This is a genomic window from Pseudomonas sp. BS3782 TE3695, assembly GCF_050435305.1.
GTDB lineage: Bacteria > Pseudomonadota > Gammaproteobacteria > Pseudomonadales > Pseudomonadaceae > Aquipseudomonas.
Window position 1 is genome coordinate 5,027,185 of record NZ_JBNDKB010000001.1, and the last position, 15,181, is coordinate 5,042,365.

The following is a 15,181-nucleotide window of genomic DNA, read 5'->3' on the forward strand; positions in this document are numbered from 1 at the left end:
CATTGGGAAGGCGAAGGCTGCGATCTTTTGATCTTACTGACGAACCAGCCGATGGTTCGGCAATTGCACGTCTTCTGTGCTGCGATACGGATTGATGTCCAGCCCGCCACGACGCACATACCGTGCATACACCGTCAGCTTCTCTGGCTTGAGCAACCGTTGCAGGTCGAGGAAAATCCGCTCCACACACTGCTCATGGAAGTCCGAGTGCTGACGGAAGCTCACGATGTATTCCAGCAGACTCGCATGGTCCAGCGCCGCGCCGCGATACTCCACCGCTACGCTGCCCCAATCTGGCTGACTGGTAACCGGGCAGTTGGATTTGAGCAAATGGCTGTGTACGGACTCTTCAATAATGAGCGACTCATTGCACCGCAGCAGTTCCGGACGCGGATGCTCGTAATTGCTGACGCTGATATCCAGGTCATCGATGCACACACCCGGCAACGCCTCCACGCCTTCTGCCTCAACATCTTTCAGGCTGCGAACCCGCACGCCCACCGGTTTGCCGGCAGCGGCCGAGAGGTCTTTCGCCAGCGTCGCTTCAAGGCTTGCGGTGTCGGCAAACGCTGTTTGGTTCAGCGAGTTGAGGTACAGCTTGAACGACTTCGATTCGATGATGTTCGGCGAATCCGCTGGAATGCTGAACTCGCCAATCGCCACCACGGGTTTGCCGGATGGCAACAGCCACGACAATTCGAAGCAGTTCCAGAAGTCCACGCCCTTGTACGGCAGGGTTTCAGCCGTCAGGCCCAGCTCGGCCCATTTCGCAGTGCGCGGGATCGGGAACAGCAGGGACGGCGTGTAGGTGGCGATGTATTCGCTGGATTTGCCCAGCGGCGAATGTTCGGCTGCGGGATGCATGGCGGAAACCTGACTGAAGAATCAGCGGATTCTACCAGCCTTTGCTCCCGCCTTTGAGTGCTTACTGACTGACTGTCAGTTTGCCGACCATGCCGGCCTGATAGTGACCAGGGATATTGCAGGCAAATTCCAGGTTGGTGGCCTTGGTGAAGGTCCAGGTCAGCTCGGCGGTTTTGCCCGGCTCCACCAGCACACTGTTCGGATCATCGTGTTTCATCCCATGCCCTTTGGAGGAATGGTCCATTGTGGCCATGGCGCCGTGGTCCATGGCCTTCATGCCTGTAGGCATCAGCATGCCGCTTTGCTGCATCTGGAGCATTTCCTGCTGATGCCGGGCATGCATCGCCGCGTCGCCGAGGTTGAATTCGTGCAGTAACTGGCCTTTATTCACCAGTACAAAACGCACGGTTTCTCCGGCCTTGATATCAATTGCCTTGGAAGTGAAGGACATGTCGCCCATCACCACTTCAACGCTACGGGTTGCCTTGGTCGCTGCCGCCGGTTGACCGAAGTCGTAGGAATGCGCCGGTGAAGCCTCCAGTCCCAAGCTCAGAGTCAGCAAGCAAGCGGTCAGTACCAGACGATTTTGAAAAAACATAGTCGCACTCCAACAAGATGAGGTTCAGCTTGTGGGAAACTTAACCCGCGGGCTCTGCCAGCCACCTGACAGGCAAATTACAACTTTGTCAGATTGGCCTTTATCGCCGCCGCCCACGGTATAACGCCCCCGTTCCAACTGCCCGAGTCGCCCATGAAACTGCTGATTGTCGAAGACCAACCGAAAACTGGCCATTACCTGCGCCAGGGCCTGACCGAGGCCGGTTTCACCACCGAACTGGTGGCCGATGGCAGCACCGGCCAGCAACTGGCGTTGAGCGGCGATTACGCCTTGTTGATCCTCGATGTGATGCTGCCCGGTCGCGATGGCTGGCAGATTCTGCAGGCAGTGCGCGGCGCGGGGCTCGACACACCAGTACTGTTTCTTACAGCGCGAGACGCCGTGGAGGACAGGGTTTACGGCCTGGAGCTGGGCGCCGACGACTACCTGGTCAAACCGTTCGCCTTCTCCGAACTGCTGGCGCGGGTTCGCAGTCTGCTGCGTCGCGGCAGCACCACGCCTCAGGAAACCAGCCTGCAACTGGCCGACTTGCGCCTGGACCTGATTCGTCGCCGGGTCGAACGCAACAGTCAGCGCATCGACCTGACCGCCAAGGAATTCGCCCTGCTGGAAATGCTCCTGCGACGTCAGGGTGAAGTCCTGCCCAAGTCGCTGATTGCTTCCCAGGTGTGGGACATGAATTTCGACAGCGACACCAATGTGATCGAAGTGGCGATCCGCCGTTTGCGCCTGAAGATCGACGATGATTTCCCGAACAAGTTGATCCACACCGTGCGCGGCATGGGTTACGTCCTTGAAGAGCGCCCTGCCTGATGCGCCGACTCTCTCTAAGCAACCGCCTGGCGCTGCTATTCGCAGCTTGCACTGCCGTGGTGTCGTTGTTCGCCGGGGTGTTGTTCAGCCGCGCCAGCGAGGCGCATTTTGTCGAGTTGGACCAGCAATTGCTCGACGGCAAACTGATTGGCTTGCGCCGGGCGCTGGATGACATTCCGTCCAGCGAGAGCGAGACCCGACTGGCCGATGAATTGAGCCGACAAGCCGATCTTTCGCTGCGCATCATCGGCAGCGACGGACAACGTGTGTACGACAGCACAGCCCGTTTACCCAAAGACTTGCCGCGCCAATTGGGCCTATCGACGGTGAGCGATGACGGCACTGACTACCGCGTCCTGAATGCTCTCCTGTTCCCCGACAAACCCGATTCACCGCAACTGACCTTGTTGCTGGACATCACTCATCACCAACATTTCCTGCAACGCATGCAGCATTTGATTTGGCTGACGGTCGGTTTGTCGGCGCTGGCCACCGCCCTGCTCGGAGCCTGGGCCGCACGCAGGGGGTTGCGCCCGTTGCGGCGCATGAGTGCGGTCGCCAGCGGCGTGTCGGCGCAATCGCTCAACGCTCGCCTGCCAGAAGCAGACATGCCGCCAGAGCTCGAGGAACTGGCTTACAGTTTCAACGCCATGCTCGGACGCCTAGACGATTCTTTTCAACGGCTCTCGGCGTTTTCCGCCGACATCGCCCATGAACTGCGCACACCGCTGTCGAATTTGCTGACCCATACGCAGGTCACCCTCACCCGCCCTCGTCCCATCGAGGATTATCGCGAAGCGCTGCACAGCAACCTCGAAGAACTGCAATGGATGGCGCAACTGGTCAATGACATGTTGTACCTGGCCAAGGCTGATCACGGCTTGCTGATGCCCAAGCGCGAAGCGCTGGAACTGGCGGAAGAAGCCGATGTGCTGCTGGAGTTTTTTGCGCCGCTGGCCGAGGACGCTCAGGTGAAATTGAGTCGTGAGGGCAGCGCGCGCATGCAGGGCGACCGCAGCATGTTGCGCCGGGCGCTGTCCAACCTGCTGGACAATGCACTGCGGTTTACCCCGGGCGGTGGCGAGGTTCGGGTGAAGATTATCGAGCAGCCGACAGGCCTGAGCCTGACGGTTGAAAACAGCGGGGAAATGATTTCTGAAGACTTGTTGCCGCGTTTGTTTGACCGCTTCTACCGGGCAGACCCGGCGCGCCGTGAAGGCAGCAGTGAGCATGCGGGGCTGGGATTGGCCATCACCCAGTCAATTATCCGCGCCCATGGCGGGCAGATTCGTTGCGAATCGGATAAGGAATGGACGCGGTTTGTGATGGAGTTGCCGAAGGGGGATTGAGGCGACGCAGAACCTGTGGGAGCGTGGCTTGCCCGCGAAGAACGATGACGCGTAGTACCTGAAAAACGCGGTGCATTCTTCGCGGGCAAGCCACGCTCCCACAGAATTTTCGTCGCTCAAAGTTCTTGACTTACCGGCATCAGGCCCATCGGACGGGTTTCGTTTATCGCCTGTCGTCGGACAATGGCGTTTCTTCATCCGGCGCTGGAATATCGTCATCCAGATCCGGGTCCAGGGCTGGGTCCCTCCAGTCTTCAGGACGATCGACGTCCGTATCGGCCGGATCTCGCGATGGGTCCATGCCCGGTGGTGCGTCTTGATCCATCGACGGATCGTCCATATCGGGATTGGGTCTGACAGGGTCGTTATCGGAAGTTCCACCCTGAAGGATTTGATCGTAAGCCATGACGCACCTCCATTGATCAGGCCCAGCAAATCCGGGCCGTACAGGTTGGAAACGAGCCTGCAAAAGGGGTGCTATCGAGGAGACCAACGGCGACTACCGATCAGCCGAAAAGCGGTCGCGACTGTTAGTCAGGTGCAACCACATTGCCGCCCGCGCCGCATCCGGATCCTGGCGTTTGATGGCGTTTAGAATCGCCTCGTGTTCGAGGTTGGCGAGTTGCCCCAGCTTGCTCAAATCCGCCGACCCGCGCTCGGCGGCATTGACGCGAGTCCGGGGGATCATGGCGCTGCCCAGGTGCTGCATGATCTCGGTGAAACACGCGTTGCCGGTGGCTTCGGCGATCAGCAGATGAAAGCGCTTGTCTGCCTCGACGCAACTGTCGTTGTTGGCCAACAGGCTTTGATAGTCATCCAGCGCTTCACGCATCTGCGCCAATTGCTGGTCTGTGCGACGAACCGCCGCCAGCGCCGCCGCCTGGGTTTCCAGGCCCATGCGCAATTCCAGAATACTGCGCACGCCCAGCGCCGTATCGACATTCAGACGCAGCCCCTGATCCGGTGCCCGCGCCAGAACAAAAGTGCCGATGCCGTGACGGGTTTCCACCAGCCCCGAAGCCTGCAACTTCGAGATCGCTTCGCGCACCACTGTGCGACTGACGCCATGCTCCTGAACAATCGAGTTCTCCGACGGCAGCTTGTCCCCCGGCACCATCTGGCCGAGCAGGATGCTCTGGGTCAGTTTGCTCACCAGATCGTGGGCCAGGTTATGGGCACGCTTACGGGCAGGTGCGTCGATGTCTTCTTGCATGGTGATTATCCGAAAAGCGGGTATCCGGATCGTATCACCGTGCGCACTTTTCGATGACGGGAATCTCAATAAAACGCCGCCCAACTTGTATGACAACACTCAATATTCACTGCACAAAAGACGATTTACACCATCGCCTCGAAGCGGCTCCGCCGCGACAAAGGGAAATTATCGACTGAAGAAATCCGGGACAGTCCCCAACAAATACGCCGCCAAAACCCATAAAACGAATAAAAAACCTTCCGCCTAGCACCATTTTGTTGAGTGACGTACTTGTAGAACAAAAAAACCTAGTTGTATGATGTCTATCAACAACGCAACATCCAGCCACACCCCGCATAAAAATAACGAGTGGGAGAAAAAGCAGTGAATACATCCATATCCGGGATGACCGAGGGCGCCGATTCGGTCCTGAAGTCCGCCATCTCGAAAGTGAAACGCCACGTTCTGCCGCTGTTCGTGATCATGTTCATCGTCAATTACATCGACCGTGTAAACATCGGCTTCGTCCGCGCGCACATGGAGCATGACCTGGGCATTGGCGCTGCCGCCTACGGTTTCGGCGCCGGTCTGTTCTTCATCGGTTACGCGCTGTTCGAAGTCCCTTCCAACATCCTCCTGCAAAAAGTCGGTGCACGAATCTGGTTGACTCGCATCATGCTGACCTGGGGTCTGGTGGCCTCCTGCATGGCGTTCATTCAAAACGAAACCCACTTCTACATTCTGCGTTTTTTGCTCGGCGTTGCCGAAGCCGGTTTCTTTCCTGGGGTGATTTACTACTTCACCCGCTGGTTGCCTGGCGTCGAACGCGGTAAGGCGATTGCGATCTTCCTCAGTGGCTCGGCCATAGCGTCGCTGATCTCCGGCCCGCTGTCCGGGCTACTGCTGCAAATCAGTGGTTTGGGCATGCATGGCTGGCAGTGGATGTACTTCATTGAAGGGATGTTTTCGGTCGCGCTGTGCGTGTTCGTCTGGTTCTGGCTGGACTCCAAACCCCATGACGCCAAATGGCTGACCCGTCCTGAGCAGGACGCACTGGTCAAAGCCATCGATGACGAACAACTGGCCCGCGAAGCCGCGACGCCGATCAAACCGTCGCTGGGCACGCTGCTCAAGGATCGCCAGATCATCCTGTTCTGCGTGATCTACTTCTTTATCCAGTTGACCATCTATGCCGCGACCTTTTGGCTGCCGAGCATCATCAAGAAGATGGGCGACCTGAGCGACATCCAGGTCGGGTTGTTCAACTCGATTCCGTGGTTGTTGTCGATCGTCGGCATGTACGCCTTCGCCACACTGTCGGCCAAATGGAAACACCAGCAAGCCTGGGTCGCCGCTGCGCTGTTGATCGCTGCCGCCGGGATGTTCATGTCCACCACGGGCGGGCCGATCTTCGCCTTCGTCGCCATTTGCTTCGCCGCGTTGGGTTTCAAGTCGGCATCGTCGCTGTTCTGGCCAATTCCCCAGGCGTACCTGGATGCACGGATTGCTGCAGGCGTGATCGCACTGATCAACTCGGTGGGCAACCTCGGCGGCTTCGTTGCGCCGACCACCTTCGGCCTGTTGGAACAACACACCGGCTCGATTCAGGGCGGGCTGTACGGCCTGGCCGCCACCTCGATCATTGCCGCGATCATCGTTTTCGCCGCGCGCAATAAACCGAAATCTGCACCTGTGGTTGCCTTGGGCAAACCAGCACCTAATCACGCCTGAACATTGGTTGTAAGGATAAAAAAATGACTCCACAAGAAGCCGCAAAAGCCCCGATCATCACCAGCATGCAGGTTGTACCGGTGGCCGGCCACGATGGCATGCTGCTCAATCTGAGTGGCGCCCACGGCCCGTTTTTCACGCGCAATATCGTGATCCTCAAGGACAACGCCGGTCACACCGGCGTCGGCGAAGTGCCGGGTGGCGAGCGTATTCGCCAGACGCTGGAAGATGCGCGCGCATTGGTAGTCGGCAGCCCGATCGGCACTTACCAGAAGATCCTCAATCACGTGCGCCAGACCTTTGCCGATCGCGATGCTGGCGGTCGCGGTGTGCAGACCTTCGACCTGCGCATCACCATTCACGCAGTCACTGGCCTTGAAGCCGCCCTGCTCGACTTGCTCGGTCAGCACCTGGACGTACCGGTCGCGGCCCTGCTCGGCGAAGGCCAGCAGCGCGACGAAGTGAAGATGCTCGGTTATCTGTTTTATGTCGGTGATCGCAATGAAACCGATCTGGCCTACCGCAGCGAACCGGACGCCGACAACGACTGGTTCCGTGTGCGTCACGAAAAAGCCATGAGCGCCGACGCCGTGGTGCGCCTGGCAGAAGCCGCCCACGCCCGCTATGGCTTCAAGGACTTCAAACTCAAGGGCGGCGTGTTGAGCGGCGACGAGGAAATCGAAGCGGTCACCGCCCTCGCTGAACGTTTTCCCGATGCGCGCATCACCCTTGATCCGAATGGCGCCTGGTCGCTCAAAGAAGCGATCCGCCTGTGCCGGGATCAACATCACGTTCTCGCTTACGCCGAAGATCCGTGCGGTGCGGAAAACGGTTACTCCGGCCGCGAAGTCATGGCTGAATTCCGTCGTGCCACGGGCCTGAAAACCGCGACCAACATGATCGCCACCGACTGGCGGGAAATGGGCCACGCGATCCAGTTGCAGTCAGTGGATATCCCTTTGGCAGACCCGCACTTCTGGACCCTGCAAGGCTCGGTTCGAGTCGCGCAGATGTGCCACGAATGGGGCCTGACCTGGGGTTCGCATTCCAATAACCATTTCGATATTTCCCTGGCCATGTTCACCCACGTTGCAGCGGCTGCGCCGGGCGAAATTACCGCCATCGACACCCATTGGATCTGGCAGGACGGTCAGCGCCTGACCAAAGCCCCGCTGCAAATCGTCGACGGCTGCGTGCAGGTGCCGAAAAAACCTGGCCTGGGGGTGGAGCTGGACATGGATCAACTGGCCAAGGCCCATGAGCTGTACAAAGGCATGGGACTGGGCGCGCGGGATGACAGCGTGGCGATGCAGTTTCTGATTCCGGGATGGAAATTCGATAACAAGCGGCCGTGTCTGGTGCGGTAATTCTGGAGAACACTACGCAGCCCCCCATGTAGGAGCTGCCGAAGGCTGCGATCTTTTGATCTTTATCTTTAGCAATTTCAGCTTCGCCAAACGTCAAGATTAAAGGATCGCAGCCTTCGGCAGCTCCTACGATTCATCATGGGCCGCTTGCAGCAACCAGTCCTTGAACGCGGCCATCGCCGACGTTTCAGGGCGCGACTGCAAGCGGGTCAGCCAGTAGCTGCCCGTGGTGATTCCGATGGCGAATGGTTGCTCGATTACGCCCGCCGCCAGTTGTCGAGAGAACATCAAGGGCGGCGCCAACGCTACGCCCGCCCCTTGCAACGCCGCTTCCATCATCGCCAGCGAGGAATCGAAGACGATACTTCTCGGCGGTGCCGCATGGATTGAGAGCCCGGCAGCCTGAAGCCAGTCCGGCCACTCATCGGTACGATAGGAGCGCAACAACGTTTGCTGCAACAGATCGGCCGGCGTGTGCAATTGCTGCGCAATCTCGGGAACGCAAAGCACCGACAGCGGCGCCTCGATCAACCGTACCGCTTCGATCCCATGCCACGCCCCTGCGCCAAAGCGAATGGCGTAATCCAGCCCTTCAGCGGCCACGTCCACCCGGTTATTGTTGGTCGAAAGACGCAAATCGATAAACGGATGTTTCGTCTGAAAATCCGCTAATCGCGGCAACAGCCAACCGACCGCGAAAGTCCCCACGGCGCCCACCGTCAGCACCTCACGAAAATGCCCGCCCTCGAAACGCTCAAGGGTTTCGGCGATCCGGTCGAAAGAGTCGCGCAACACCGGCAGCAGGGTTTCACCTTCGTTGGTCAGCATGAGGCCCCGGGGCAGGCGCTTGAACAAGGTCACGTTTAGCTGGGTTTCAAGGCTTTTGACTTGATGACTGACCGCCGCCTGCGTGACACACAACTCCACCGCCGCCCGTGTAAAACTCAAATGGCGTGCCGAAGCCTCGAAGGCGCGTAGCGCATTCAGCGGCAGATGAGGTCGAATCATGCCCACTCCCAAAATTTTCTAATGGCTCATCCGAAATATCGTCGTTTGTCGGTCTTCGCCAAACTGCATAGATTTGGCTCGCCCAACAACGGACCGGCTTGAAAAACCGCTGGAGTGTAGCGGTTAACACAACAGAAATTCATGGAAAGTGACTCAATCATGCATATAAAAAATCAGAGAAAACTCGCGTCTTACGGCGCTTTCGCACTTCTGCTAGGCGTCAGTCACAGCTTTGCTGACGACCGCATCGAAGCGATCGTCAAGGCCGCCGTTGAGCCGGTGATGCAGCAACAGCAGATCCCCGGTGTCGCGGTCGCGATTACCGTCAACGGCAAACCGCATTACTTTAACTACGGCGTGGCGTCGAAAGAAAACGGCAAAGCCGTTACCGAAGACACCCTGTTCGAGATCGGTTCGGTGAGCAAAACCTTCACCGCCACCCTCGCCGCTTACGCGCAGACAACAGGCAAATTGTCTCTTTCGGACAAAGCCAGTCAGGTGCTGCCAACATTGAGTGGCAGCGCGTTCGACAATGTCAGCGCGCTGGAACTCGGCACCTACACCGCCGGAGGTTTGCCGCTGCAGTTCCCCAGCGATGCCGACCATCAGGACAAAATGCTCGGCTATTTCAAGCAGTGGAAACCGGCCTACGCCGCCGGCACTCATCGCCAATATTCAAACCCCAGCCTTGGGCTGTTCGGCTATCTGGCAGCCCACAGCATGGGAGCGCCCTTCGATGAGCTGATGGAAAAAACTTTGCTACCCAAACTCGGCCTCAAGCACAGCTACCTCAAGGTCCCGCAGGATCAGATGGCGCTTTATGCCCAGGGTTACAACAAGGACGACAAGCCTGTGCGGGTCGGCCCGGGCGCATTGGATTCCGAAGCGTATGGCGTGAAAAGCAGCGCCTCGGACCTGCTTCGTTATGTTGAAGCGAACATGAATCCGGCTTCGCTGGAAAAGCCCTTGCAGCAAGCCATCGCCACCACACATACCGGTTACTTCACCGTCGGTGAGATGACTCAAGGGTTGGGATGGGAGTTCTACAACTATCCGGTAACGCTCGATACATTGCTGGCGGGCAACTCGTCGCAGATGGCGTTTGAGGCTCATGAAGTCCAACCGCTGAACCCGCCGCAACCGCAACGCGACACTGTGTTGATCAACAAAACCGGCTCAACCGGCGGCTTTGGCGCCTATGTAGCCTTTATTCCGGCGAAGGACATCGGCATCGTGATCCTGGCCAACAAAAACTACCCGAACGCTGAGCGAGTCAAAATCGCTTACAAGATATTGAGTGCGCTGGACAAATAGCCGAGCGTGACGCAGCTGCTACGGACGTTCGGGGGATAAACGAAAATGGTCAAGACGCAGAACCTGTGGGAGCGTGGCTTGCCCGCGAAGAACGATGACGCGCAGTACCTGAAAAACCGCGGTGCATTCTTCGCGGGCAAGCCACGCTCCCACAGGATTTTCGTCGCTCAAATGTCTTAACTTACCAGCAGAAATTCAATCATCCGGCATTTCAGGCGGTTTGGCGGGCTTCGCCGGTTTGCCCTTTGTGCCTTTGGCCGGTGCAACGTCAGCCACCGGCGCTGGCACCGGTACTGTCGCTTCCTTTTCGGCGGCTGGCAGCGCGTCGATGGTGCTGAAAATCTCTTTCAGCTCGACCGCATCCTTTTCAAGCTTCTTTTCGCCGTCCTTGCCGACCAGGATGATTTTGCTCTTTGCCCCTGCGCCCAACTTGAGCGAGCGAATCAACGCCATCGTTGTTTGCGGGTCCAGGTCTTTGCCGTCGCGTTGGCCCATCGTGTTGATCACGGTGTAAAGCACCATGTTTCGCTCGGTGAAGCCCTTGCGACTGGCGGGTTCATCCAGCGATTTTTTCAGGCTGAGCCAAGTGGGATCGACCGAACTGGGCGCGATGACAATCAGGGGACGGGCCCTGCCCACGTCTTTAACCAGAGGGGAATCGTCATCGGCGGCGAACAAGGGGCCGACGAAAGCCAGCAGAGTAGCCAGGGTCAAAGACCTGATGAGCATGCGCATCTCCTTTTGATATCCACGCTTTAATGATTGCGCATCGCGGCGAACGTTCCGGGCGAGGCAACGTATTTGTGTTCGCCTTGCCCCAAGCTTAGGTCAGGGCGTTCATTGCGCAACAGCCTGAGCTAATCTGATAACACGACTCGCACCACCTGATTCGCCGTGAGGATTTTTCCATGAGCGCTCAGTTGAACCACACCATCGTCTGGTGCCGTGACAAACAGGTCTCCGCTCGCTACCTGACCGACCTCCTCGGCCTGCCCGATGCCGAGCCGTTCGGGCCGATGCTGGTGGTCAAGTTCGATAACGCAGTGTCGCTGGATTTCTACAACAACGACCCGCCCATTGCGTCACAACACTATGCGTTCCTCGTGGGCGACGAAGATTTCGATGCAGCCTTCGCTCGCCTGCAAGCGCGCAAGCAGTCCTGGTGGGCCGATCCGGGCAAACAGAGGCCGAACGAGATCAATCAATACGGCGATGGCCGGCGAGTGTATTTCGATGACCCGGACGGGCATCTGCTGGAGATTTTTACCCGGGAATAGATACCCGTTATTAGCGCAATGCTGTTCACTTAAGCGCGACTCTCAGCCATGCCAACCGTTGTGGCGAGCGAGCTTGCTCGCGTTGGGCTGCGTAGCGGCCCCAAAAATACGATAACAATCGCCGATTTTGTGAGTGCTACGCACTCAAGCGCGAGCATGCCTCCCTCGCCACAGGTTACTCACTGACTCAAGACTCTGAAGTGAACAGCATTGCCGTGATTAGCGGGTCATATACCGAACGGAAAGGTGTCTTCCTCGTGTTCCATGAACTCAGGCGCCGGCAAGGGCGAGACCGCGTGGGTTTTTTCGATCCACACGAAAGCGTCGAACTGCTCTGCCAGTACGGCCTGAAAGTAATGACTCTGAAGCTCGGTTTTGGGTCGATAGATGACACCGATGGCGCGCTCGAGCAACGGTTCAGACAGTACGTCCAGCAATTCCTCGCTCGGTGACGTCCGCCAGTCGAGCAACGCTGCGGGAATGCCGGCCTGGAGAAACAGTTGTTCCCAACTGTCGGCCAATGCCGGGGTCACTTGTTTGACCTGCATCGGTTCGTCCCAGTCATCGGCAGCGGCGACGGTGCCATGGTCGGTGCCCATGCCGATCAGCACCGCTTGTGAGCCGTAGGCCATACGGCACAACTGGCCGATGTTGAATTCCCCTTCCCAACCCATTTGCGTCGCGGCGGCGTTGCCGATGTGTGAGTTATGCGCCCACACCACCGCTTTGGCTCCTCCCCCGCGATGCACCATCAGGGTTTGCAAGGTATCGAACATGTGCAGGTCACGCAGGTTCCACGAGGCGGTGGAGCCGCGGTACATGGCGCGATAATACTGCTCGGCGGCGCGCACAACGCGGGCGTTCTGGGTGGCGCTGAAAAACGCCTCGTCGTCGGCGACCATCGGGTCGAGCCGTTCGCCCAGCAGCACATTCAATTGCTCGACCACGGCGTCTTCGCACGTGGCCATGTTGCCCCGCTCTGCGAAATGGCCGTACAACGCCGGGTCGTCATGCCACGGCGTCAGGCAGCTGTAGCGATGACGGGCCTCTTTCGCCAGTTGCGGGTCGGTCTTATCAAGGTAGTCGAGCACTTCGTCGATGGAGTGACGCATGCTGTAAACATCCAGCCCCCGAAACTCCACCCGCTGCTCAGGCGTCAGCCCGCGATTATGGTGGTGCAGCCAGCGGGTGAACGTTTGCACGGCGGTGTTGCGCCACATCCAGGTGGGGAATCGGGCGAACGCCTGTTTTTTCCACGCCGAGCGGCCCAGGTCGCGGACACATCGGTCGATCTGGCCGGCATCGGGCCAGTCGGCTTCGACGGCGACGATGCCGAAGCCATGCTGTTCGATCAGGCGGCGGGTGATCGCCGCCCGGGTCTGGTAGAACTCCTGAGTGCCATGGCTGGCTTCGCCGATCAGCACCACGCTGGCATCGCCAAAACGGTCGAAGAGTTTGCCGAATTCAGGTGAGTCGAGTGCAGGCAATGGCTCGGCGTGACGGCGCAGCACGTCGGCCGCGTTACTGGGTGGCTCGCCGCGGGGACGGCGGAACCGTTGCAGAAGATCGTTTACGCGGCTGTTCATGGACGCCATGACCTCATCTGAACGTGGTCATCATTTTGACTACGCCAGCGAGGGCATGATTCCGCTTAATTCAGTGGTCCATACGGCGGCGGATCAGAACGCCAGTTTGTAGCCGATCAACACCAGCATTGTGGCCAGGCACGGACGCAGCAGTTCGTCGGAGATCCGCCCGGTCAAATGGCTGCCCAGGTAAATCCCCGGCAGCGAACCGACCAGCAAGTAGCCCAAAATATGCCAATCCATGTTGCCCATGCTCGCGTGACCCAAACCGGCGACCAGGGTCAGGGGCACGGCGTGAGCGATTTCGGTGCCGACCAGGCGGCGGGTGGGGAGCATCGGGTACAGAATGAACAGCGCGACGGTGCCCAAGGCGCCGGCGCCGATGGAGGTCAGGGCCACCATGGCGCCCAGGATCAGACCGGTGATGACGGTCAGTGCATTCAACCGGGGCCCGCTAGGATTGTAGTGGCCCCCCGCCCGTTTGTGGGCGAAATCGAGCAAGCGTTTCTTGAAGAAAATGGCCAGCGCCGTGGCGAACAATACGAAGCCCAGGGCTTGTTTGATAACGGCGTTCATCGCGTCGGGCGAGGTCTGCAAGCTGCTCAAAAACCAAAGCGTCAGCGCCACCGCCGGCACACTGCCGAGGGTCAGCCAACCGGTGATCGCCCAGTCGATGTTCTTGTTCTTGCGATGAACCAGCACGCCACTGGATTTGGTAATGGCCGCATACAGCAAATCAGTGCCTACCGCTGTGGCCGGGTTGACGCCGAACCACAGCAGGATCGGCGTCATCAACGAACCGCCTCCGACGCCGGTCATGCCGACAATAAAGCCGACCACCAGACCTGCAACGACCAACCCGAAATTACCGAATTCCATTAATACGCCCAGAAAATCGCAGGAAAATAACCGGCTCGCAGCATAGCGATTTTTCTTATAACCAGTTATATCGATGCGGTCTATCGTTATGCCAACTCATTGAGGCGGAACACAGTTTTCCCTCTCCACCACATCCCCTTGTGGGAGCGGGCTTGCTCGCGAAAGCGGTGTATCAGCCGACACTCATGGCGACTGACACAACGCATTCGCGAGCAAGCCAGCTCCCACAGGGGATTGGGTTCAGCACTCGTTTTATTGCACCGGCAAAAAATTCAGGAACAGCAAACTCTGGGCATAGTTGAGGCCGATCCGCCGGTAGCGTTCGTCGAGCATCTGGGTCAGCAGGTCCAACCGCGCGACGATTTTGCCGAACTCCACGGCAAAGCTCAGGTTGCTGCCCTCCTCCGAAATTTCGTTGGAAAACAGCAAGGGCTCGCCTTGCTTGTTTTGCCGCTGACTCAAAATCCAGGTGGCTTTCTCGATGTTGCGCGCGGCATTACTGACGAAGGTCGGGTTGATCGCATCCGTCATGTAGAACTCCAGCCGATTGCCGTGAGCGGTGACGAGCATGCTGCCGATGGCATAGATAAAGGCACCGACCCGGTCGCCGAGAAATTCCGGGCTCATGGCATAGCTCAGCGCGGCAAGGTCTTTTTTGCCGCCGAGAGTGGCCAGCGGCTCTTGCTGTTCGATGGCCATGCGCACCTGTTTTTCCGCGGTGCCAACATCAAGGAAGCCGGATTTCTTCAGCTCTTCCGGGTTGCGCAGGTAGAGCTTGTTCATCAGCAGGTAAAGGCTTTCGAGGTTGTCGCGCATCGTCAGGGTCGCCATGCGGTCGACGCTGGTCTGGAGGAACTCCTGGGGTGTGCCTTTGCGAAACTGACTGACGATATCGTTGCCCGGCTGATGGCTGCAGCCACTGGCGAAGAGCATCGACAGGCCAGTCAGCAGCCAGTAATAACGGCGAATGTGCGAGGTAAAGCGGGGTAAAACTCGAGCCATGGGTTCTTGAACTTGGGCATGGGCCGGCGGTGGGGATCGCCGCGGGCTGGCCAAAGATAGAACCGCCAAAGCCGGAAAAGTGCAGTGCCGGTGGTCCGTAAACGCGGATTACCGTGAAAGCGGCTCCACATTAGTCATACTTTATAATTGCAACCCTGCATAGATAAGCTATAAATC

General features: G+C 58.4%; 16 protein-coding genes. 7 read left to right on the forward strand and 9 right to left on the reverse strand.

The window, feature by feature from the left end; genetic code table 11:
• Positions 1-33: 33 nt before the first annotated feature.
• Both queF and ABH909_RS22680 read right to left on the reverse strand, forming a co-directional pair.
• Positions 34-864: an NADPH-dependent 7-cyano-7-deazaguanine reductase QueF gene (queF, locus tag ABH909_RS22675; RefSeq protein WP_429437314.1), complete on the reverse strand. Its 831-nt coding sequence runs from the start codon at positions 862-864 to the stop codon at positions 34-36.
• Between the two features lie 61 nt (positions 865-925).
• Complete coding sequence (locus ABH909_RS22680; RefSeq protein WP_429437317.1) at positions 926-1,462, reverse strand: cupredoxin domain-containing protein; 537 nt, start codon at positions 1,460-1,462, stop codon at positions 926-928.
• A gap of 153 nt (positions 1,463-1,615) precedes the next feature.
• Between ABH909_RS22680 and ABH909_RS22685 the strand changes: the two genes are divergently transcribed.
• Both ABH909_RS22685 and ABH909_RS22690 read left to right on the forward strand, forming a co-directional pair.
• Positions 1,616-2,296, forward strand: coding sequence for a heavy metal response regulator transcription factor (locus ABH909_RS22685; RefSeq protein WP_429437319.1), 681 nt, complete (start codon positions 1,616-1,618; stop codon positions 2,294-2,296).
• Positions 2,296-3,645, forward strand: a complete 1,350-nt coding sequence (locus ABH909_RS22690) for a heavy metal sensor histidine kinase (protein WP_429437322.1) — start codon at positions 2,296-2,298, stop codon at positions 3,643-3,645. Before ABH909_RS22685 ends, ABH909_RS22690 begins: the two co-directional genes overlap by 1 nt.
• Positions 3,646-3,808: 163 nt before the next feature.
• Here ABH909_RS22690 and ABH909_RS22695 read toward each other — a convergent pair whose 3' ends face one another.
• On the reverse strand, positions 3,809-4,051 hold the full coding sequence (locus tag ABH909_RS22695; protein WP_429437325.1) for a hypothetical protein: 243 nt from the start codon (positions 4,049-4,051) through the stop codon (positions 3,809-3,811).
• A gap of 93 nt (positions 4,052-4,144) precedes the next feature.
• Positions 4,145-4,858, reverse strand: a complete 714-nt coding sequence (locus ABH909_RS22700; RefSeq protein ID WP_429437328.1) for a FadR/GntR family transcriptional regulator — start codon at positions 4,856-4,858, stop codon at positions 4,145-4,147.
• 366 nt (positions 4,859-5,224) lie between these two features.
• On the opposite strand from ABH909_RS22700, the gene ABH909_RS22705 reads away from it, so the two are divergent.
• Both ABH909_RS22705 and gudD read left to right on the forward strand, forming a co-directional pair.
• The gene (locus tag ABH909_RS22705) at positions 5,225-6,571 is read left to right on the forward strand and encodes an MFS transporter (RefSeq protein ID WP_429437331.1); all 1,347 of its coding nucleotides are present in this window, start codon (positions 5,225-5,227) and stop codon (positions 6,569-6,571) included.
• 23 nt (positions 6,572-6,594) lie between these two features.
• Positions 6,595-7,938: a glucarate dehydratase gene (gudD, locus tag ABH909_RS22710; RefSeq protein WP_429437334.1), complete on the forward strand. Its 1,344-nt coding sequence runs from the start codon at positions 6,595-6,597 to the stop codon at positions 7,936-7,938.
• A 126-nt stretch (positions 7,939-8,064) separates the two neighbouring features.
• On the opposite strand, the gene ABH909_RS22715 is transcribed toward gudD, so the two are convergent.
• Positions 8,065-8,946 carry a LysR family transcriptional regulator gene (locus tag ABH909_RS22715; protein WP_429437337.1) on the reverse strand — a complete coding sequence of 294 codons (882 nt, stop codon included), beginning with the start codon at positions 8,944-8,946 and terminating at the stop codon, positions 8,065-8,067.
• 159 nt (positions 8,947-9,105) lie between these two features.
• Between ABH909_RS22715 and ampC the strand changes: the two genes are divergently transcribed.
• Complete coding sequence (gene ampC / locus ABH909_RS22720; RefSeq protein ID WP_429437340.1) at positions 9,106-10,260, forward strand: class C beta-lactamase; 1,155 nt, start codon at positions 9,106-9,108, stop codon at positions 10,258-10,260.
• Between the two features lie 45 nt (positions 10,261-10,305).
• Positions 10,306-10,440 carry a hypothetical protein gene (locus tag ABH909_RS22725; protein ID WP_429437343.1) on the forward strand — a complete coding sequence of 45 codons (135 nt, stop codon included), beginning with the start codon at positions 10,306-10,308 and terminating at the stop codon, positions 10,438-10,440.
• Positions 10,441-10,455: 15 nt separating this feature from the next.
• Here the strand turns inward: ABH909_RS22725 and ABH909_RS22730 are convergent, their stop codons facing one another.
• Positions 10,456-10,989, reverse strand: a complete 534-nt coding sequence (locus ABH909_RS22730; protein ID WP_429437346.1) for a DUF4174 domain-containing protein — start codon at positions 10,987-10,989, stop codon at positions 10,456-10,458.
• Between the two features lie 179 nt (positions 10,990-11,168).
• Here ABH909_RS22730 and ABH909_RS22735 point away from each other — a divergent pair, with 179 nt between their 5' ends.
• On the forward strand, positions 11,169-11,537 hold the full coding sequence (locus ABH909_RS22735) for a VOC family protein (RefSeq protein WP_429437349.1): 369 nt from the start codon (positions 11,169-11,171) through the stop codon (positions 11,535-11,537).
• 227 nt (positions 11,538-11,764) lie between these two features.
• Here ABH909_RS22735 and ABH909_RS22740 read toward each other — a convergent pair whose 3' ends face one another.
• From ABH909_RS22740 to ABH909_RS22750, 3 genes are all read right to left on the reverse strand, one after another.
• Complete coding sequence (locus ABH909_RS22740) at positions 11,765-13,123, reverse strand: erythromycin esterase family protein (RefSeq protein ID WP_429437352.1); 1,359 nt, start codon at positions 13,121-13,123, stop codon at positions 11,765-11,767.
• A 93-nt stretch (positions 13,124-13,216) separates the two neighbouring features.
• The gene (locus ABH909_RS22745) at positions 13,217-14,002 is read right to left on the reverse strand and encodes a sulfite exporter TauE/SafE family protein (protein WP_007901717.1); all 786 of its coding nucleotides are present in this window, start codon (positions 14,000-14,002) and stop codon (positions 13,217-13,219) included.
• 252 nt (positions 14,003-14,254) lie between these two features.
• Positions 14,255-15,004: a hypothetical protein gene (locus ABH909_RS22750; RefSeq protein ID WP_429437355.1), complete on the reverse strand. Its 750-nt coding sequence runs from the start codon at positions 15,002-15,004 to the stop codon at positions 14,255-14,257.
• Positions 15,005-15,181: the final 177 nt, after the last annotated feature.